This window comes from Sphingomonas sp. 2R-10 (assembly GCF_030062225.1).
Taxonomy (GTDB): Bacteria; Pseudomonadota; Alphaproteobacteria; order Sphingomonadales; family Sphingomonadaceae; genus Sphingomonas.
The window spans coordinates 144,228-162,600 of sequence record NZ_JASCXF010000001.1 but is presented as its reverse complement, the minus strand read 5'-3'; the positions used below and the strand labels follow the sequence as shown (position 1 = coordinate 162,600).

The 18,373-nt window shown below is 67.9% G+C and carries 21 protein-coding genes; 10 read left to right on the top strand and 11 right to left on the bottom strand.

The features are described from left to right. Nucleotides 1-26: 26 nt before the first annotated feature. Complete coding sequence (locus QLH51_RS00725) at nt 27-1,478, top strand: M23 family metallopeptidase (RefSeq protein ID WP_125654802.1); 1,452 nt, start codon at nt 27-29, stop codon at nt 1,476-1,478. 127 nt (nt 1,479-1,605) lie between these two features. Here the strand turns inward: QLH51_RS00725 and QLH51_RS00720 are convergent, their stop codons facing one another. From QLH51_RS00720 to hemE, 11 genes are all read right to left on the bottom strand, one after another. Further along, a complete protein-coding gene (locus QLH51_RS00720; protein WP_125654804.1) occupies nt 1,606-3,258 on the bottom strand; it encodes an ATP-binding protein in 1,653 nt (550 codons plus the stop codon). Nucleotides 3,259-3,296: 38 nt separating this feature from the next. Then, a complete protein-coding gene (locus QLH51_RS00715) occupies nt 3,297-4,214 on the bottom strand; it encodes a ParB/RepB/Spo0J family partition protein (protein WP_125654806.1) in 918 nt (305 codons plus the stop codon). Beyond that, nucleotides 4,211-4,990: a ParA family protein gene (locus QLH51_RS00710; protein ID WP_125654808.1), complete on the bottom strand. Its 780-nt coding sequence runs from the start codon at nt 4,988-4,990 to the stop codon at nt 4,211-4,213. Before QLH51_RS00710 ends, QLH51_RS00715 begins: the two co-directional genes overlap by 4 nt. After that, a complete protein-coding gene (gene rsmG / locus QLH51_RS00705) occupies nt 4,987-5,607 on the bottom strand; it encodes a 16S rRNA (guanine(527)-N(7))-methyltransferase RsmG (protein ID WP_125654810.1) in 621 nt (206 codons plus the stop codon). Before rsmG ends, QLH51_RS00710 begins: the two co-directional genes overlap by 4 nt. Beyond that, the gene (gene mnmG, locus QLH51_RS00700; RefSeq protein WP_125654812.1) at nt 5,604-7,430 is read right to left on the bottom strand and encodes a tRNA uridine-5-carboxymethylaminomethyl(34) synthesis enzyme MnmG; all 1,827 of its coding nucleotides are present in this window, start codon (nt 7,428-7,430) and stop codon (nt 5,604-5,606) included. Before mnmG ends, rsmG begins: the two co-directional genes overlap by 4 nt. Nucleotides 7,431-7,455: 25 nt before the next feature. Next, nucleotides 7,456-8,742, bottom strand: a complete 1,287-nt coding sequence (gene mnmE, locus QLH51_RS00695) for a tRNA uridine-5-carboxymethylaminomethyl(34) synthesis GTPase MnmE (RefSeq protein WP_125654814.1) — start codon at nt 8,740-8,742, stop codon at nt 7,456-7,458. Further along, nucleotides 8,732-8,962 (bottom strand): DUF6489 family protein, encoded by a 231-nt coding sequence (locus QLH51_RS00690; RefSeq protein WP_125654816.1) that lies wholly within the window; start codon nt 8,960-8,962, stop codon nt 8,732-8,734. The genes mnmE and QLH51_RS00690 overlap by 11 nt, the downstream gene beginning before the upstream one ends. Nucleotides 8,963-9,263: 301 nt before the next feature. Then, nucleotides 9,264-10,520, bottom strand: coding sequence for a transcription termination factor Rho (gene rho / locus QLH51_RS00685; RefSeq protein ID WP_125654818.1), 1,257 nt, complete (start codon nt 10,518-10,520; stop codon nt 9,264-9,266). Nucleotides 10,521-10,667: 147 nt separating this feature from the next. Continuing rightward, the gene (locus QLH51_RS00680) at nt 10,668-11,009 is read right to left on the bottom strand and encodes a hypothetical protein (protein WP_125654820.1); all 342 of its coding nucleotides are present in this window, start codon (nt 11,007-11,009) and stop codon (nt 10,668-10,670) included. Between the two features lie 10 nt (nt 11,010-11,019). Further along, nucleotides 11,020-11,475, bottom strand: a complete 456-nt coding sequence (locus QLH51_RS00675; protein ID WP_125654822.1) for a CopD family protein — start codon at nt 11,473-11,475, stop codon at nt 11,020-11,022. Beyond that, nucleotides 11,472-12,506: a uroporphyrinogen decarboxylase gene (gene hemE / locus QLH51_RS00670; RefSeq protein ID WP_125654824.1), complete on the bottom strand. Its 1,035-nt coding sequence runs from the start codon at nt 12,504-12,506 to the stop codon at nt 11,472-11,474. Before hemE ends, QLH51_RS00675 begins: the two co-directional genes overlap by 4 nt. Nucleotides 12,507-12,815: 309 nt before the next feature. On the opposite strand from hemE, the gene QLH51_RS00665 reads away from it, so the two are divergent. From QLH51_RS00665 to QLH51_RS00625, 9 genes are all read left to right on the top strand, one after another. Continuing rightward, nucleotides 12,816-13,634, top strand: a complete 819-nt coding sequence (locus QLH51_RS00665) for a pyruvate, water dikinase regulatory protein (protein WP_125654826.1) — start codon at nt 12,816-12,818, stop codon at nt 13,632-13,634. Beyond that, entirely contained in the window at nt 13,631-14,227 is a 597-nt protein-coding gene (locus tag QLH51_RS00660; protein ID WP_125654828.1) for a Maf family protein, read from the top strand. Before QLH51_RS00665 ends, QLH51_RS00660 begins: the two co-directional genes overlap by 4 nt. Further along, the gene (locus tag QLH51_RS00655) at nt 14,224-15,033 is read left to right on the top strand and encodes a shikimate dehydrogenase family protein (RefSeq protein WP_125654830.1); all 810 of its coding nucleotides are present in this window, start codon (nt 14,224-14,226) and stop codon (nt 15,031-15,033) included. The genes QLH51_RS00660 and QLH51_RS00655 overlap by 4 nt, the downstream gene beginning before the upstream one ends. 61 nt (nt 15,034-15,094) lie before the next feature. Beyond that, a complete protein-coding gene (coaE, locus tag QLH51_RS00650) occupies nt 15,095-15,691 on the top strand; it encodes a dephospho-CoA kinase (protein ID WP_125654832.1) in 597 nt (198 codons plus the stop codon). A gap of 7 nt (nt 15,692-15,698) precedes the next feature. After that, nucleotides 15,699-16,385, top strand: a complete 687-nt coding sequence (gene dnaQ, locus QLH51_RS00645; protein WP_125654834.1) for a DNA polymerase III subunit epsilon — start codon at nt 15,699-15,701, stop codon at nt 16,383-16,385. A 58-nt stretch (nt 16,386-16,443) separates the two neighbouring features. Beyond that, nucleotides 16,444-17,049, top strand: a complete 606-nt coding sequence (gene hpf, locus QLH51_RS00640; RefSeq protein ID WP_125654836.1) for a ribosome hibernation-promoting factor, HPF/YfiA family — start codon at nt 16,444-16,446, stop codon at nt 17,047-17,049. Further along, nucleotides 17,050-17,517, top strand: a complete 468-nt coding sequence (locus QLH51_RS00635; protein ID WP_125654838.1) for a PTS sugar transporter subunit IIA — start codon at nt 17,050-17,052, stop codon at nt 17,515-17,517. Further along, nucleotides 17,477-17,968, top strand: coding sequence for a PaaI family thioesterase (locus tag QLH51_RS00630; protein ID WP_125654840.1), 492 nt, complete (start codon nt 17,477-17,479; stop codon nt 17,966-17,968). Before QLH51_RS00635 ends, QLH51_RS00630 begins: the two co-directional genes overlap by 41 nt. Beyond that, nucleotides 17,965-18,300, top strand: coding sequence for a DUF1491 family protein (locus QLH51_RS00625; RefSeq protein ID WP_125654842.1), 336 nt, complete (start codon nt 17,965-17,967; stop codon nt 18,298-18,300). Before QLH51_RS00630 ends, QLH51_RS00625 begins: the two co-directional genes overlap by 4 nt. Nucleotides 18,301-18,373: the final 73 nt, after the last annotated feature.

Below are 18,373 nucleotides of genomic sequence, written 5' to 3'. Positions count from 1 at the left end.
CGGGCGGCCATATCTGGGGGCTGGGTGTGTTTCTGCGCACCGATCATGGACTGGAACTGGCCGGCGGCACCAGCGCGCTGCGCTTCGGTCGTGCGCCGATCCTCGCCGCTCCCGCCGCCGCGTTGCGTGGTCGCATCGAATCGTTCGACTGGACCCCCGATCTCGGCGCCGCGATCGGATCGCGCGATTGGTGGCGCGGCCTTGCCAGCTGCACCGCGCTGTGCGCCGCGCTGTGGGCATTGTCGCCGGGCTGGAATCGCCCGATCCTGGGCAGCGTCCCCGCCCCGCTCGACGGTACCGCACTCGACGAAGCTCGCAGCCTGTCGTTCGGCGCGAGCGCGCTGGGGGGCACCAGCGGGATGCGCCTAGCCGCGACGTCGCGCGTCGTGCCGCTGGCCGACACGCCCGAACGGCCGATCGTCGAAGCCACCGCGACACTGGGCGGCGGCATCGCCGGGGCGCTCGAACGCACCGGCGTAGGCGCGGGCGAGGCGCGTCAGGTCGCCGCGCTCGTCGCCGGACGGGTCGATCCGGCCGAATTGTCGCCCGGCACCCGGCTCGACGTCACGCTCGGACGCCGCGACACGCTGTCGCAACCGCGGCCGCTCGAACGCCTCGCCTTCCGCGCGAAGTTCGACCTCGCGCTCGAAATCGTCCGCGAAGCCGGCACGCTGCGGCTGGACGCGCGGCCGATCGCGATCGACCATACGCCCTTGCGGATTCGCGGCCGGGTCGGTGCCAGCCTGTACCGCGCGGCACGCGCCGCCGGCGCGCCGGCAAAGGCCGTCGAATCCTATATCCGCACCGTCTCCGGCATGGTGCCGATGGGACAGGTCGGGCAGGACGACCGTTTCGACCTGATCGTCGAACAGGCACGCGCCGCCACCGGCGAAGTGCAGCTCGGCCAGTTGCTCTATGCCGGGCTGGAGGGGCGGCGCGACGTCCGCCTCGTGCGCTGGCAGGCGGACGGTCGTATCGAATGGCTCGATCCGAAGGGCGTGGGCGAGCGCAAGGGCACGATGATGTGGCCGGTCGCGGCGCGCATCTCGTCCAATTTCGGCTGGCGGGTCCATCCGGTGCTCGGCTTCCGCCGGCTGCACAAGGGCATGGATTTCGCCGCCGCCTATGGCAGCCCGATCCGCGCCACCACGGATGGCCGCGTCGTCGCCGCCGGGCGGCATGGTGGCTATGGCAATTTCGTGAAGCTCGACCACGGCGGCGGCCTGGCGACCGGCTATGGGCATATGAGCCGGATCATCGTGTCGGCCGGCAGCCGCGTCGCGCGGGGTCAGGTGATCGGCTATGTCGGGTCGACCGGCCTGTCGACCGGTCCGCATCTGCATTACGAACTGTGGAAGAACGGCGTACCGGTCAACCCGCGCTCGGTGGCGTTCGCGACGGTGCAGCGGCTGGATGGCGATGAACTGCGGCGCTTCAACCAGCTCGTCGGCCGGTTGATGGGCGTGGGTGCGCGCTGACATCAGTGCGTTGAGAGACGGCGCAGGTCCGGCGAAGGCCGGGGCCAGCGGCGCCTGTTCCGCCCCGGAAGCGGGGGGAGCCCCGCCTTTGCCGGAATGACGCCGATACCGGCGCGGCTGACCGCCCTTACCGCCCCTGCGTCCGCCAGCGGCGAATGGTACGCTCGATCATGGCGTCCTCTCCCCCCTCCTGCTGCCACATCTGCGTGAACGACGGTGAGGCCGACGCCGGGCAACGGGACGGTTCGAGCGAATCGAACGAGATGCGGATCGGCGTCGCGACACCCTCGCCGACGATGATGCACTCGCGGTTGCGCAGCGCCGGGATCGCGTCGAGGAACCCTCGCGCATCCTCGGGCATCGCCGCACGCACGAACGCCTGATCGCGCTCGTTGTTGAGCCGCATCGTCAGGATCGTGCCGCACTGCGACAGCACCCCTTCGGCCAGGTCGGACGGGCGCTGGGTAATCAGCCCCAGCGAGACGCCATATTTGCGCCCTTCCTTCGCGATCCGGTTCAGGATGCCCGACGCCGCCGACGCCACGCCGCCGCGCTCGCTCGGCACGTAACGATGCGCTTCCTCGCACACCAGCAATACCGGCTTCGGCGTCTCCCCCCGCGACCATATCGCGAAATCGAACACCAGCCGCGCCAGCACCGCGACGACGACCGACGTGATTTCCGACGGCACGCCCGACACGTCGATGACCGAGATCGGCTTGCCCTGCGCCGGCAGGCGGAACACGCGCTTGAGGAACCCTGCCATCGTGTCGGCGACCAGCATGCCGGAAAACATGAAGGCATAGCGCGGATCGGCACGGATCTCCTCGATCCGCGCCTTCAGCCGCAGATAGGGCGCGTTGTCGCTGCCGCGGTCCATCTTCGCCATTTCGGCCTGGATCAACGCGGACAGGTCGGAAATCAGATACGGGACCGGCGCATCGACCGTCAGGCGCGGAATTTCCTGCGCCATGCGGTTCTTCGCCTTCGCGCCCAGGATGCAGCGGGCGAGGATGTCCGCCTCGATCTGCCGTGCCGATCCTTCGGACGTCAGCAGGATGTCGCAATGCTCGTGAAAGTTCAGCAGCCAATAGGGCAGTTGGAGGTTGCCGACGTCGAGCAGTTCGCCCTTGTCCTCGAACGCGGCGGCATATTCGCCATGCGGATCGATCACCACGACATGGCCGTGCGGGCTATGGTCGCAGATGCGGTGCAGGATCAGCGCCGCCGACGTCGACTTGCCGGTGCCGGTCGATCCGACCAGCGCGAAATGCTTGCCCAGCAACGGGTCGACATACAGCGCGGCGCGCAGGTCGGGCGCCATATGGACATGGCCGATGGTGATGTGCGGACGGTCCTGCATCGCATAGATCCGTCGCAGCGCATCGATCGACACCGGATGGACCGGCGAACCCGGCAACGGATAGCGGGTGACACCGCGCCGGAACCCCCGCATCCCCTGCCCCGGCTCGGGCTCATAGCCTTCGCCCATCAGGTCGACCTCGGCGATCAGGTTCGATCCATCCTCCGCCAGCCGGGTCGACCGGATGCTGGCGATGACCCACGTCTTGCCGATCTGCAACTTGACCAGCGTTCCGACCTGCCCGGCCGGCGCCTCGCCATCGCGGATGTTGTTGGCCAGCATCGACACCGCCACCATGTCGAGCAGCAACCGGCTCGAAGCGCCGGAAATATCGAGGAGGACGCCGATCCCGACCGTGTCGCCGATGCGCGTGGCGTGCGGCGACTCGGGCACCGGGGGACGGATCGGGATGTTCATCGCCGCCACCCTGCACCGCTACCCGTAAATTTTACGTGTCAGATGCGCTCGCCGCTTAACCGCTGGCAAACCATGTCGAGCTGGCCCAGCGTCGAATAGCCGATGGTGATCGTCCCGCCCTTCTCGCCATGCGCGATCTGGACCTTCAGCCCCAGCACGTCGCCCAACTGCCGTTCCAGCGCGCGCAGATCGGCATCGATCGTCCCGTCCGCCGGCGCGGCCGCCTCACGGGGCGCGCGGCTCCGCCTGGCCTCGGGGTCGCGCGTCTGGCGGGCGAGGCGCTCGACGTCACGCACCGACAGCCCTTTCGCCACCACCTTCTCGGCGATCGTCTCGGCACCGTCCACGTTGATGAGCGCGCGGGCGTGACCCATGCTCAGCCGCTGATCGCCGACCATGTCCTGGATCGGCTTGGGCAGTTCGAGCAGGCGCAGCAGGTTGGTGACGTGGCTGCGCGACTTGGCGACCAGATTGGCGAGCGCCTCCTGGGTATGGCCGAACTCGTCGATCAGCCGGCGATAGCCTTCCGCCTCCTCGATCGCGGTCAGGTCACGACGCTGGATATTCTCGACCAGCGCGATTTCCATGGTCTCGGTATCGGTGAAGTCGCGCACGACCACCGGCACCTCATGCAGCCGCGCCCGCTGTGCCGCCCGCCAGCGCCGCTCGCCTGCGACGATCTGATACCCCTTGCCATGCGGTCGCACGACGATCGGCTGGATCACGCCGCGCGCCGCGATCGACTCGGCCAGTTCGTCGAGCGCCCCTTCATCGAAGAACCGCCGCGGCTGTCCCGGCAGCGGCGACAATGCGGTCACCGGCAACTGTCGCACGCCGCTATGCGGCGACGATCCGCGCGCGGTCGGCACATCGCCATCGGGTTCGCCCAACAGGGAACTCAGCCCCCGGCCCAGTCCGCCCATCCGCGGCCGCCGCGGTGTCGCCTGCTCGCTCATGCCGCTTCCGCCAGCGACGGCAGCCGCGCGATCACTTCGCGCGCCAATGCGATATACGCTTCCGATCCGGCGCAGCGATAATCGTAGATCAGCGCCGGCATGCCATGGCTCGGCGCTTCGGACAGGCGGACATTGCGCGGGATCACCGTATCGAACACCACTTTCCCCAACACCGCGCGCACATCGTCCGACACCTGATCGGTCAGCCGGTTGCGCCGGTCGTACATCGTCAACACCACGCCCAGGATCGACAGCCCCGGATTGAACCGTCCGCGGATTCGCTCGACCGTGCTCAGCAACTGGCTCAACCCTTCCAGCGCAAAGAATTCGCACTGGAGCGGCACCAGCAGCGCATGGCTCGCCACCATCGCGTTGATCGTCAGCAGCCCCAGCGACGGCGGGCAGTCGATCAGGATCACGTCCCACCGCCCGCCACTGGCCTCGACCACCCGGTCCAGCCGGTGGGTTCGCTCCTCGAACTCGATCAGCTCGATCTCGGCACCCGACAGGTCGACCGTCGCCGGGACGATCGACAGCCGCGGCACCTTGGTCGGAATCGCGGCCTCGTTCAGCATCAGGTCGCCGACCAGCAGGTCATAGGTCGAATGTTCGCGATCGTTGCGCCCGATCCCCAGCCCGGTCGAGGCATTGCCCTGCGGATCGAGGTCGAGGATCAGCACGTCGAGCCCGGTCGCCGCCAGCGCCGTGCCGACGTTGATCGCCGTGGTGGTCTTGCCGACGCCCCCCTTCTGGTTCGCGATGGCAATGCAAATCATGCTTGGCGCACTCCCCTAGCGACCACGATCGACGATGTCGGATCGGTAATGCTGTGTTCCACGTGAAACATTCCGCGCCAGCCGACCATGGCTTCGGCCAACTCCTCGGCGGCGGAACGTCCCTTCGGCAATAGCCATATCGTATCGTCATCGCCATGCCGATGGCCGATCGCAAATAACGCCGCCAGTCGCGCCACCGCGCGTGCGCTGATGATCGCGGCTGGGTGTTCGACCGCCAGCCGCTCGATCCGGGCCTGATGCACGACGACGTTCGCCAGATCCAGGTCGGCGGCGATTTCGGCCAGCAACGTCGCCCGCCGTCCGCGCGGCTCGACCAACACGACCCGACGGTCGGTCAGGATCGCCGCGACGATTCCGGGAAACCCCGCCCCCGATCCGATATCGATCCAGTCGCCGTCCGGGGCATCCGCCGCCAGCGGCACCAGTTGCGCGGAGTCCAGCACATGACGTTGCCAGATGGTGTCGATCGTCGATGCGGCGATCAGGTTCTGGTTCGGCGTCTCGGTCACGATCCGCCTGGTAAACTGCGCCAGCACCTCCGTTCGCGCGGCGCCGAAATGGGTGACGATCCAGTCGTGGACGTCGTCCTGGGTCATGCTGCCAGCTTGCCCCCGCGATGGTGGAGCAGGATCGCAACCAGTGCCGCTGGCGTAACGCCCTGGATCCGCCCCGCCGCTGCCAGTGTCTCGGGCGCTGCCAGCGTCAGCCGCTCGACCATCTCGTTCGACAGGCCCGGCACCGCATCGTAGCAAAAGTCGCCCGGTAACGCGACATGGTCGACCTTCGCCGCCGCCAGCTCCGCCGCCTGCCGTTCAAGATAGGGCGCATATCGCGCATCCTCGATCAGTTCGCCCAGCACCGCATCGTCGCCGTCGATTTCCAGATGCGCTGCGGTGACGCCCGGCACCAGCAACCATTCGCTGCCGCTGCGCATATCGCTACCGCTCACCGGCGCACCGCGTGCCGCCAGCATATGCGCGACATGCCGCCGCGCCAATGCCTCGACCAGCGTCGCGCGTCGTTCCGATCGCCCGGCATCGAACGCCAGCCGCCCGGCCGACAGCAACCCCGCCGCCGCCCCGATCGCATGCAACCGGGTCGCCGCATTGTCCGACCGCAGTCGCAGCCGATACTCGGCACGTGCCGTCATCATCCGGTACGGCTCCGACACGCCTTGCAACACCAGGTCGTCGATCATCACGCCGATATAGCTCGATTCCCGCGACAGGATCAGCGGATCGAGCCCCAGTGCCGCGCCCGCGGCATTGGCTCCGGCGACCAGCCCCTGCCCGCCAGCCTCTTCATAACCGGTCGTACCGTTGATCTGCCCGGCAAAGTAAAGCCCGTCGAGCGCGCGCAGTCGCAGCGTGGCATCCAGCGCGCGCGGATCGATATAGTCATACTCGACCGCATAGCCCGGCGTGACGATCTCGACCCGTTCCAGCCCGGCGACGCTGCGCAGCATCGCCAGCTGCACGTCGCCCGGCAGCGAGGTCGATACGCCATTGGGATAAACCAGATGCGTATCCAGCCCCTCGGGTTCGAGGAAGATCTGATGCCCGTCGCGATCGCCGAAGCGGTGCACCTTGTCCTCGATCGACGGGCAATAGCGCGGCCCCCGTCCTTCGATCGACCCGCTGAACAGCGGCGAACGGTCGAGCCCGGCGCGGATGATATCGTGCGTCGCACCCGTCGTACGCGCTATCGCGCAGGCCAGCTGCGGCAGCCGCCGTGCCGGATCGGACAGGGGCGACATCGTCCATGGGTCGGCATCCGATGGCTGTTCGGGCAATGTCGCCCAGTCGATCGTCCGCCCGTCGAGCCGCGGCGGCGTACCGGTCTTCAACCGAGCGATCGGCAGCGACAGGTTGCGGAGCTGCTGTCCCAGCCGGGTCGCCGCCCGCTCGCCGACGCGGCCGCCGATCGCGCGTTCGTCACCACGGAACATTGTCCCGCCCAGAAACGTACCGGTCGCCAAGACGACCGATCGCGCCGCGATCCGCGTACCGTCGGCCAGTTCGACGCCACTCACCCGCTGCCCTTCGGTCACCAGCGCCACGGTATCGCCACCGATGATCGTCAACTTCGGATGCGCCAGGAAAGCCTTCACCGCCGCGGCATAGCGCACCCGGTCAGCCTGTACCCGCGGCCCCTGCACCGCCGACCCCTTCGACCGATTGAGCATCCGGTGATGGATCGCCGCACCATCCGCCGCGCGCGCCATCAGCCCGTCGAGCGCATCGATCTCGCGAACGATATGCCCCTTGCCCAATCCGCCGATCGCCGGGTTGCACGACATCGCCCCGATCCGGTCTGGGTCGAAATCGATCAGCAGCGTGGTCGCGCCCCGCCGTGCCGCGGCATTCGCGGCTTCGGTGCCGGCATGGCCGCCACCCACGATCACTACATCAAAGGTCATGCTGTCCGAGGTTCCACGTGGAACATTATTTGCCGATACAGAAGCGACCGAACAGATCGTCGAGGACCGCCTCGGTCGCGCGCATTCCGGTCAATGCCGCGAACGCCTGTACCGCATAGCGCAATTCCTCCGCCAGCAACAGCGGATCATCCTGCATCGCGGCACGGTTCAGCGCGCCGCCGGCCGCTTCGGCATGGCTCGCCTGCCGCCGGTTGAGCGCCAGCTCGTCGACCTTCGGCAACAACGCCGCCGCTTCCTCGACCAACGCCGCCCATAGCCGATCGAGGCCCTGCCCCGTCACCGCCGACACCGCCAGACGCGCTTCCGCGACACTTTCGCGAACATCCGCCCTCGGCCGGATCGCAATGGCGCGCGCGCCCGCCGGCGGTACATCGTCGCCCAACCACAGCACGATATCCGCCGCCGCGATCGATCCCGCCGCACGATCGATCCCGATCCGCTCGACCGGATCGTCGCTGTCCGCGCGCAGCCCGGCGGTATCGAGGAACAGCCACGCCACCCCGTCGCGCATCACCGGGATCTCGATCACGTCGCGCGTCGTTCCCGCCAGCGGCGACACGATCGCCGCCTCGCGTCCGACCAGCGCGTTGAGCAATGTCGACTTGCCGGCATTGGGCGGTCCGGCCAGCACGACGCGGATGCCATCGCGCAACCGTTCGACCGGCGGCACTGCCAGCACCGCGCCGATCGTCGCCGCCAGCGCCCCGGCGTCGCGCCGCACGCCGGCCAGGACCGCATCGCCGACGTCGACATCATCCTCGTCGGCATGGTCGAGCAGCGCCTCGACCATCGCCGACAGTCGCGTCGTCGTCGCCGCCCATGCCGCCACCGCGCGACGCAACCGCCCGTCGCTGTTGGCCAGCGCCATCTGCCGCTGCGCTTCGGTCTCGGCCGACAGCAGGTCGCCCAGCCCTTCCGCCTCGGTCAGGTCGATCCGGCCATGCGCCAGTGCCCGGCGGGTGAACTCCCCCGGTTCGGCCACACGCAGGTCCAGCCCGGCCAGCGCACGCTCGACCCCGGCGACGACCGCCCGCCCGCCATGCAGATGCAGCTCGACCAGATCCTCGCCGGTCGCGGTCGCCGGTCCCGGGAACACCAGCACCAGCGCCCGATCGAGCAACCGGTTATCCACAGGATCGCGCAACGCCCGCACTCCGGCGCGTCGCGGCCCAGGCAGCGTACCGGCCAGCCGCGTTGCCGCCGCGATCGCCCCCACGCCCGATATCCGCAATACGGCGATCGCCGCGGGCGGCCGCCCGCTCGACACCGCGAAGATGGTGTCAGCCGCCACGACCCGCCGTCTCGAACATCTTGCGCCAGAAACTCATGCCCGCCTCGCCCATCGGCGCCCAGCTCTTCATCATCTGGTCGAGCAGCTCGGGACTGGCCCCCTTCTCCATCGTGTCGGTCAGCATCGCGACATAGCGTTCATGGACCGGCGTGAAGTCGGGCAGGCCCATCGCGCGGCGCGCCTCCTCCGGCGTGCAATCGACTTCGACGTTGATCTTCATTGGGGGGAGCCTTCCCGTACGTGTGATCGGCGGATGATAGGGGGAAATGCTGTGGATGGCGATAAGGTCGCTCGAATGAGCGATCGCCGGTCGTGTTGTTCGTCCCCCCGGCGCAGGCTGGGGTCTCCTTCCGCGAGCGCGTGGACGGCGTAAACGCGAAACCGCCCGCCTTATCCCTGTGGAAAAGGCGGGCGGTTCGTTTGGGGCGGACGCGGGCAAAGCCCGCGTCGTCGGTCGGGGCGGTGCCCCGCCGGCCGGATCGATGCGAGTCAGGCGACGGCACGTCGCCTGCCGCATTCGATCACTGATTCATGCTGTCGAAGAAATCCTCATTGGTCTTCGAATTCTTCATCTTGTCGAGCAGGAACTCCATCGCGTCGATGGTGCCCATCTGCATCAGGATGCGGCGCAGCACCCACATCTTGCTGAGCTTGGTCTTGTCGACCAGCAGTTCTTCCTTGCGGGTGCCCGACTTGCCGACGTCCAGCGCCGGGAAGACGCGCTTGTCCGCCACCTTGCGGTCGAGGACGATTTCCGAGTTGCCGGTGCCCTTGAACTCTTCGAAGATCACCTCGTCCATGCGGCTGCCGGTATCGATCAGCGCGGTGGCGATGATCGACAGCGACCCGCCTTCCTCGATGTTGCGCGCCGCGCCGAAGAAGCGCTTGGGCCGCTGCAACGCATTGGCGTCGACGCCGCCGGTCAGCACCTTGCCCGACGACGGCACGACCGTGTTGTAGGCGCGGCCGAGGCGGGTGATGCTGTCGAGCAGGATCACGACGTCGCGCTTGTGCTCGACCAGCCGCTTGGCCTTCTCGATCACCATTTCGGCGACCTGCACGTGGCGCTGCGCCGGTTCGTCGAAGGTCGAGGAAACCACCTCGCCCTTCACGCTGCGCTGCATGTCGGTCACTTCTTCCGGACGCTCGTCGATCAGCAGGACGATCAGGAACACTTCGGGGTGATTGTCGGTGATCGCCTTGGCCATGTTCTGCAACATGACCGTCTTGCCGACGCGCGGCGGTGCGACGATCAGCGTGCGCTGGCCCTTGCCCTGCGGCGACACGATGTCGATCACCCGCGCCGACTTGTCCTTGACCGTCGGATCGAGCTGGTCGAGCGTCAGCTTGGATTCGGGATAGAGCGGCGTCAGGTTGTCGAAATTGACCCGGTGACGCACCGCATCGGGATCGTCGAAATTGACCGAGACCAGCTTGCTGAGCGCGAAATAGCGTTCGCCGTCCTTCGGCGCGCGGACCTCGCCCTCCACCGTGTCACCGGTGCGCAGGCCGTGCTTGCGCACCTGGTTCGGCGAAACATAGATATCGTCCGGCCCGGCGAGATAATTCGCCTCCGGGCTGCGCAGGAAGCCAAAGCCATCCTGCAATACCTCGATCGTGCCGACCCCCATGATCTGCTCGCCATTCTCGGCGCGCGCCTTGAGGATCGCGAACATCAGGTCCTGCTTGCGCATCGTCGATGCGCCTTCGACGCCCAGCTCTTCGGCCATCGAGACCAGTTCGGCGGGCGCGTGTTTCTTTAAGTCTTTGAGATGCATCGGGGGGTGGTCCAGATCAGCGATGAAGAGGCAAGGTCGGCAAACAAGGCGGACACAAGCGGCTGGGACGGGCGCACCGAGGACCGGGCACCACTGTTCTCGACGTAGGTGGCGATCACGGACAAGTCAAGCGAGCCCCCCCGCCGGTTACGGCTTGCGGGGTTCGCCCGGCGCGGGTGGCGAACCCGTGAGCGCGGCGCTCCGGTCGCGCAGCATGGCACTGCAGCGCGGCAGTTCGTCGCGCAGCCGCGCCTCGCCGTCCGGCTGCGCGATCAACCGCTTCATCTGGCCGACGAAGTCCAGCGTCGGGACTGCGTGATCGATCCGGCCGAGGAAGTACATCATTCCCGCCGCCATCGCGTCCTGCCGGTCGGCCGGCATCGTGGGCGCAGCCAGCGAGATCGCCGTCATGCATTTCAGGTCGTTCTCGACCCCGGCCGGCAACGGCGTCACCGCCGCCTGCATCGCCGCAACCATGCTCCACATCACGTCCGGCCTCCTAGAACGGCTTCACCACCGCCAACACCACCGCCGCCAGCGCCGCCAGCGCCGGCAGTTCGTTCGCCAGCCGCAACTGCTTGGGCGTCAGCGTCGGCCGCCCCGCCGCCAGCTTCCTCGCATAGCCGACCGCCCAGCCGTGATAGCCGCTGAGCAGCACGACGACGAGCAGCTTGGCATGCAGCCACCCCAGCCCGGCCCCGCCGTCGAACAGCCCGACATTGGCCGCCAGCGCCAGCCCCAGCACCCATACGACCACCATCGCCGGGGTCAGGATCATCCGCCTGAGCAGTGCCTCGCGCCGGATCCAGCGCGGCGGCTCGGCGGGGTCGGCCAACCCTTCCTGATGATGCACCAGATAGCGCGGCAGCATGAACAGCCCCGCCATCCAGAAGATGACGAAGACGATATGCGCCGCCTTCACCCACAGATATGCCCCGCCCAGAAAGCCGCTCATGCCCCCCGCACCCGCGCCACCAGCCGTTCGACATGCGCGATCGGGGTGTCCTGCTGGATACCATGGCCGAGGTTGAAGACATGCGGCCGGTCGGCGAATGCGGCGATCACCCGGTCGACCCCGGCGTCCAGCGCCTCACCCCCGGCGATCAGCAGCAACGGATCGAGATTGCCCTGCACCGGCAGCCCGGTCGGCAACTGTGCGTTCGCCCACACCGGGTCGACCGTCTCGTCCAGCCCGATCGCATCGACCGTCGTCTCGCGGGCATAGGCGGCGAGCTTGCCGCCGGCCCCCTTCGGAAAGCCGATGATCGGCACGTCCACCCGCGCGCGCAGGCCCTCGACGATCGCCACCGTCGGCGCAATGACCCAGCGTTCGAACTCGGCCGGCGCCAGGCTGCCCGACCAGCTGTCGAACAGTTGCACCGCCTCGACCCCGCTTGCCACCTGTCCGACCAGATAATCGATTGTCACGCCCACGATCCGGTCGATCAGTTCCTGCACCGCCCCAGGGTCGCCGTAGGCCATCCTGCGCGCCTCGGCCTGCTCGCGGCTGCCCTTGCCCGCGATCATGTAGGTGGCGACCGTCCACGGCGATCCTGCGAAGCCGAGGAAGGTCGTGGCCGGCGGTACGGCGGCGGCGACGCCGCGCACCGTGGCATAGACCGGATCGAGGATCGCCGGGTTCGGCACCAGCGCATCGATCGCCGCCCGCGTGCGCAACTCCGGGGCAAGGCGCGGTCCCTCGCCTGCCTCGAACCACAGACGCTGTCCCAGCGCGTTCGGCACCATCAGGATGTCGCTGAACAGGATCGCCCCGTCGAACGCAAACCGCCGGAGCGGCTGCAACGTCACCTCGGTCGCCGCCTGCGCGTCGTTGACCAGGTCGAGGAACCCGCCCTTCTCGGCCCTGAGCGCGCGATACTCGGGAAGATAGCGTCCCGCCTGTCGCATGAGCCACAGCGGCGGGACGGCGAGCTTCTCTCCGGCAAGCACCCGGAAAAGCGGTTTGGAATCAGGAGAACCGGTCAGCGTCGTCGCTCCTTCTACTATTAAAGTAGAATCTAAATAGATGGTTGGAAGCAGTTGGGGGGTGGATAGCGGGGCTTATGGTGGATTGCCCGAAATGCCAACAGATTGACGGCACGAACCCCGCGCAAACCCGCCGATTCACGGGGCGTCGTCCACACTATCCACAGGCTGTGGGCGGAATCGCCACCTGTGCCGGAATTGTGGATAAGCTGCGCACGGATCGCGGCTTTCCCACAGCTTGGCGGCCGGCCCGACTTACGCTAGCCCCTGCCCCCGACTTATCCACAGCCTTGTGCGGAAAGGCGCCCGATGCGGCTGCACCTCCATCTCCTGTCCGACTCCACCGGCGAGACGCTGGAGAATATCGCCAAGGCGGCGCTGGCGCAGTTCGACGATGTCGACACAATGCGCCATTTCTGGCCGATGGTCCGTTCGGAAACGCATCTCGAACGCATTCTGGCGGAGATCACCGTCAATCCCGGCCTTGTCCTCTTCACGCTGGTGAACCCGGCGATCCGGCGGATGCTGGAGGCGCGCTGCGCCGCACTGGGCCTGCCGATCGTCGCGCCGATGGACGCGGTCAGCAATGCGCTGTCCAACCTGCTGGGACAGGAGGCCAAGGCGCGGCCGGGCCGCCAGCACAGCCTCGACGCCGCCTATTTCGCGCGGGTCGATGCGATCCAGTGGACCATCGGCCATGACGACGGCATCGCGTCGGAGGATTGGGAAGAGGCCGATATCGTGCTGGCCGGCGTCTCGCGCTCGTCCAAGACGCCGACCTCGATCTACCTCGCCAATCGCGGGTACAAGACGGCGAACATCCCGATCGTCGTCGAAAGCCCGCCGCCGGCGATCCTGTTCTCGCTGAAGGCGCCGCTGGTCGTCGGCCTGACCACCAGCGCCGACCGGCTGATCGCGATCCGTCGCAACCGGCTGCTGTCGCTCAACCAGATGCCCGACACCGACTATGTCGAACAGGATGCGGTGGTGCGCGAGCTGTCCTTTGCCCGGCGGATGTTCGCCGACAATGGCTGGCCGGTGATCGACGTCACCCGCCGCTCGATCGAGGAAACGGCGGCGGCGATCATCACCCTGTGCAACGACCGCAAGCTGGAGGCGCGCGCATGAGCTTCGTCCTCGCCTCGATGAGCGCCACCCGCCGGGCGATGCTCGACGCCGCCGGCATCCCGCACGACGCGATGGCGAGCGGGCTGGACGAGGAAGCGGCCAAGGCGGCACTGGCCGCCGAAGCGCTCAAACCCCGCGATCTCGCCGACGCGCTGGCCGAGATGAAGGCGATGCGCGCCGCGACCCGCGTTCCCGGCACGCTCGTGCTGGGCGGGGATTCGGTGGTGGCGCTGGCCGACGGCACCGTACTCGACAAGCCGGTCGACCGTACCGATGCCGCGGCGCATTTGCGTGCCCTGTCCGGCGGACGCCACGACTTGTTCAGCGCGGCGGTGTTCGTCGAGGGGGGCCGCCCGGTGTGGCGGCATATCGGTCATGCGAAGCTGACCGTGCGTCCGCTGTCCGATGCCTTTATCGACACCTATCTCGATGCCGAATGGCCGGCGATCGCCGGGTGCGTCGGCTGTTTCCGGATCGAGGGGCCAGGCGTGCAGCTGTTCGACCGGATCGACGGCGATCACTGGACGATCCTCGGCATGCCCTTGCTCGAAATCGCGCGCTATCTGCGCCAACGGGGAAATCTGCCCGCATGAAGCCTTATGCAGAGGTGATCGGCGATCCGATCGCCCATAGCAAATCACCGGTTATCCACGGCTTCTGGCTCGACCAGCTGGGGCTCGATGCCGCGTATCGTACGTTCCACGTGAAACCAGACGACCTTGCCGCCTATTTCGAAAGCCGTCGCGCCGATCCGAACTGGCGCGGGTGCAACGTGACCGTGCCGCACAAGCTCGCCGCGCTCGACCATGTCGCCGATCCCGGCGACGTCCGCGGCTCGATCGGCGCGATCAACACCGTGTTTCGGGGCGAAGGCGGCGCGTGGGTCGGCACCAATACCGACGCGGCCGGCTTTCATGCGCCGATCGCCGGGCTCGACCTGACGAAGCAGCCGGTGGCTGTCATCGGTGCGGGCGGCGCGGCACGCGCGATCCTGTTCGCCCTGTCGAAGCTCGGCGTCGGACGCGTGACCGTGCTCAACCGCAATCCGCTGAAGGCTGCCGCGCTGCTGGCGACCTTCGGGCTGAAGGGCGACGCCCTTCCCCTCACCGCACCGCTGCCGTCGGCGAAGCTGCTGGTGAATGCCAGCACGCTCGGCATGACCGGCCAGCCGCCGCTGACGATCGACCTGACGCCATTGCCCGACGATGCCGTCGTCTACGACGCGGTCTATGCGCCGATCGAAACGCCGCTGCTCGCCCAGGCGCATGATCGCGGCCTCGACACGGTCGATGGCCTCGAAATGCTGGTCGGACAGGCGGCGCTGGCGTTCGAGCTGTTCTTTGGGCAAGCCCCGCCGCGAGACCGCGACGAGGAACTGCGCGAGCGATTGCTGGCGTGAGGCGTCTGCGTTCGGATCACACCCCCACGCAGGCGGGGTTCCGGGCGGCGAAGCCAGCGCGATGACCCACATCCTCGGCCTCACCGGATCGATCGGCATGGGCAAGTCGACCGTCGCACAGATGTTCCGCGATCTCGGCGTGCCGGTCTTCGACGCCGACGCTACCGTCCATGCGCTGCAGGGACCGGGCGGCGCTCTCCTCCCCGCGATCGAAGCCGCCTTTCCCGGTACGACCGACGCTACCGGCCTTGACCGCCCTGCCCTGCGCGACCGCGTCTTCAACGACCCGCAAGCCCGCCGCCGCCTCGAAGCGATCGTCCACCCGGCGGTCGCGGACGAACGCCAGCGCTTCCTCGACGCCCATGCCGCCGCCCCGCTCGTCGTCCTCGACGTGCCGCTGCTGTTCGAAACCGGCGGCGATGCGCGCTGCGACTCGGTCGCCGTCGTCTCCGCCGCGCCGGAGGTCCAGCGCGCCCGCGTGCTCGCCCGCCCGGGCATGACCGAGTCGGCCTTCGCGGCGATCCTCGCCACCCAGACCCCCGACGCCGAAAAGCGCACCCGCGCCCAGCACGTTATCCACACCGACACGACACTCGCCGCAACGCGGGCGCAAGTCGCCGCGCTGGTCGCTTGCATGGGGCCGTACGAAGGCGGATAAGGTGGGAATGCGTGAAATCGTGTTCGATACCGAAACCACCGGCTTCAAATTTTCGGAAGGCGACCGGCTGGTCGAGATCGGATGCGTCGAACTGGTCAACCGGGTCGAAACCGGTCGCACCTTCCACGCCTATTTCAATCCCGGCCGGTCGATGCCGAAGGAAGCGGAGGCGGTGCACGGCCTGTCCGACGCCTTCCTGTCCGACAAGCCGGCGTTCCACACCGCGATCGACGACCTGCTCGCCTTTATCGGCGACAGCCCGCTGGTCGCGCACAATGCCAGTTTCGACTTCGGCTTCCTGAACGGCGAACTGGGCGCGTGCCGGCGCGACGCGATCTGCCTGTCGCGCATGGTCGACACGCTCGGCATCGCGCGCAGCCGCCATCCCGGTGCCAAGCACACGCTGGATGCGCTGTGCGTCCGCTTCGGCATCGACCGCAGCCGCCGCGTGCTGCACGGCGCGCTGCTCGACGCGCAGTTGCTGGCACAGGTCTATGTCGAACTGATGGGCGGTCGCCAGATCGGCTTCGGCCTCGACGCGACGCCGACGCTGGTCGCCGAGGAGGTGGAGGCGATCGCGCCGACCCTCGCCCGCCCGCCACGCCAATTCTCGGCCAGCGCGGCCGAACTCGCCGTCCACGCCGCATTCGTCGGCACGTTGAAGGACCCGTTATGGGGCCAGTCGCCGACCTGAGGCGTTGACGCACCCCGCTTTGAGCGGCTCACATGATTTCACAACGACGGAGGATTACATGGACATCCGGGTTTCGGGGCACCAGGTCGACACTGGGGACGCACTGAAGGTGATGGTCCAGGAGCGACTCCAGGGCATTGCGGACAAATATTTCCAGCGCGCGATCTCCTCGACGGTCACCTTTGGCAAGGGGCCGCACGATAACGGGTTCGTCTGTGACATCGTCTGCCACGTGACGCAGGGCCTCGTGCTGAAGGGGCATAACAGCGGGCAGGAGGCACAGGGTGCGTTCGCCGGTGCCGCCGACAAGATCGAAAAGCAGCTGCGCCGCTACACCCGCCGGTTGAAGGACCGCAACGCCGCACAGGCCGCGGCGATCAACGAGGCGGGCGGCTACGACAATGGCTACGACAATGCCGGCTACACCGTGTTCAACGGTGGCGAGCAGGAGGAGGAGGAGGAGGAGGTCGCCGACGCCCCCCTCATCATCGCCGAAACGCGCGTCGACGTGCCCGATGCCAGCGTGTCCGACGCCGTCATGATGCTCGACCTGCGCAACACTAACGCACTGCTGTTCAAGAACAGCGGGACCGGATCGTTCAACATGGTCTATCGCCGCCACGACGGCACGATCGGCTGGGTCGAGCCCAACCGCGCGGCATAAGTGTACGATTTCCACGATCTCGTGACGCCTGAAACGGTGCTGGCGGATAGTTCCGCCGGCACCCGCAAGGCGTTGTTCGCGCATGTCGCCGGCGTCGCCGAGCGATGCTGCGGGATCGAGGCGAAGCTGGTCGCCGACCGGTTGGCCGAGCGGGAGAAGCTCGGCACGACCGCGTTCGGCGGCGGCATCGCCATTCCCCATGCCCGGATCGACAGTCCGCACGGTGTCTGCGGCATCTTCGTCCGGCTCGACCGGCCGATCGAATTCGGCGCGGTCGACGAACTGCCGGTCGACCTGATCTTCGCGCTCTTCTCCCCCGCCGATGCCGGCAGCGATCACCTCAAGGCGCTGGCCCGCGTATCGCGGGCGCTGCGCGACGCGGCGTTCCGCGCCAAACTGCGCGGGGCCGGTTCGTCCGACGCCCTCTATGCCCTGCTGTCGGGCGTCGAGGCGCGTGACGCCGCCTGACGTGCCCGCCGGAGAGGCGGCGCATTTCCGGGCGCTGGAGGCACTCTATGCCGCCGCACCGATCAACCGGCTGTTCGATTCGCGGCTGGAGATCGTGTCGGCGGGCGTCGCGCGCATCCATTTCGCGATCGACGAGCGTCATTTCCACGCTGCCGGCGCGGCGCACGGCACGACCTATTTCAAGATGCTCGACGACGCGGCCTTCTATGCCGCCAACAGCCTCGTCACCGATCGCTTCCTGCTGACCACCGCGTTCAACCTCCTGCTCCAGCGGCCGCTCGGTCCCGGGCGGGTGATCGCCGAGGGACGCTGGGTCAGCGGCAAGCGCCGTGTGTTCATCGCCGACGCGCATCTGGTCGATGCCGATGGCGACGAAGCGGCGCGCGGCACCGGTACCTTCATGAAAAGCCGCATCCCGCTCGCCACCCTGCCCGGCTATGCCGACCGGTGAGCGACTGGCCGACCGCGCTGCGCGTCAACGCCTTCGTCCGCGCGGTCGAGACGGCGGGGGGCAGCGCGGCGGTCCTTGCGCGCGGCGACCGCGACTCGGGCATCGTCCTGCTGCTGGCGATCGATCGCGACGGGACCGCGCGGCTGCTGGAGCGTGAGCGCGACCTCGACGGCCGCACGCGCATCGTCCGGCGCAAACCCGATCTGGTGGGTGACGCGGCGCTGACCCCCTATTTGCAGGATCGGCGACAGCGCGATCCCGATCTGTGGGTGGTGGAGGCGATCGTCGCAGCAGCCGAACCGCTCGCCGCTGAAACGCTGTGGGCCGATTGACCGCGCGACTCGCGCGCCCGTAAGCCTTCGTCCCACGGATACACGCGCTGGATCGATCGGGGTTTCGGATCGA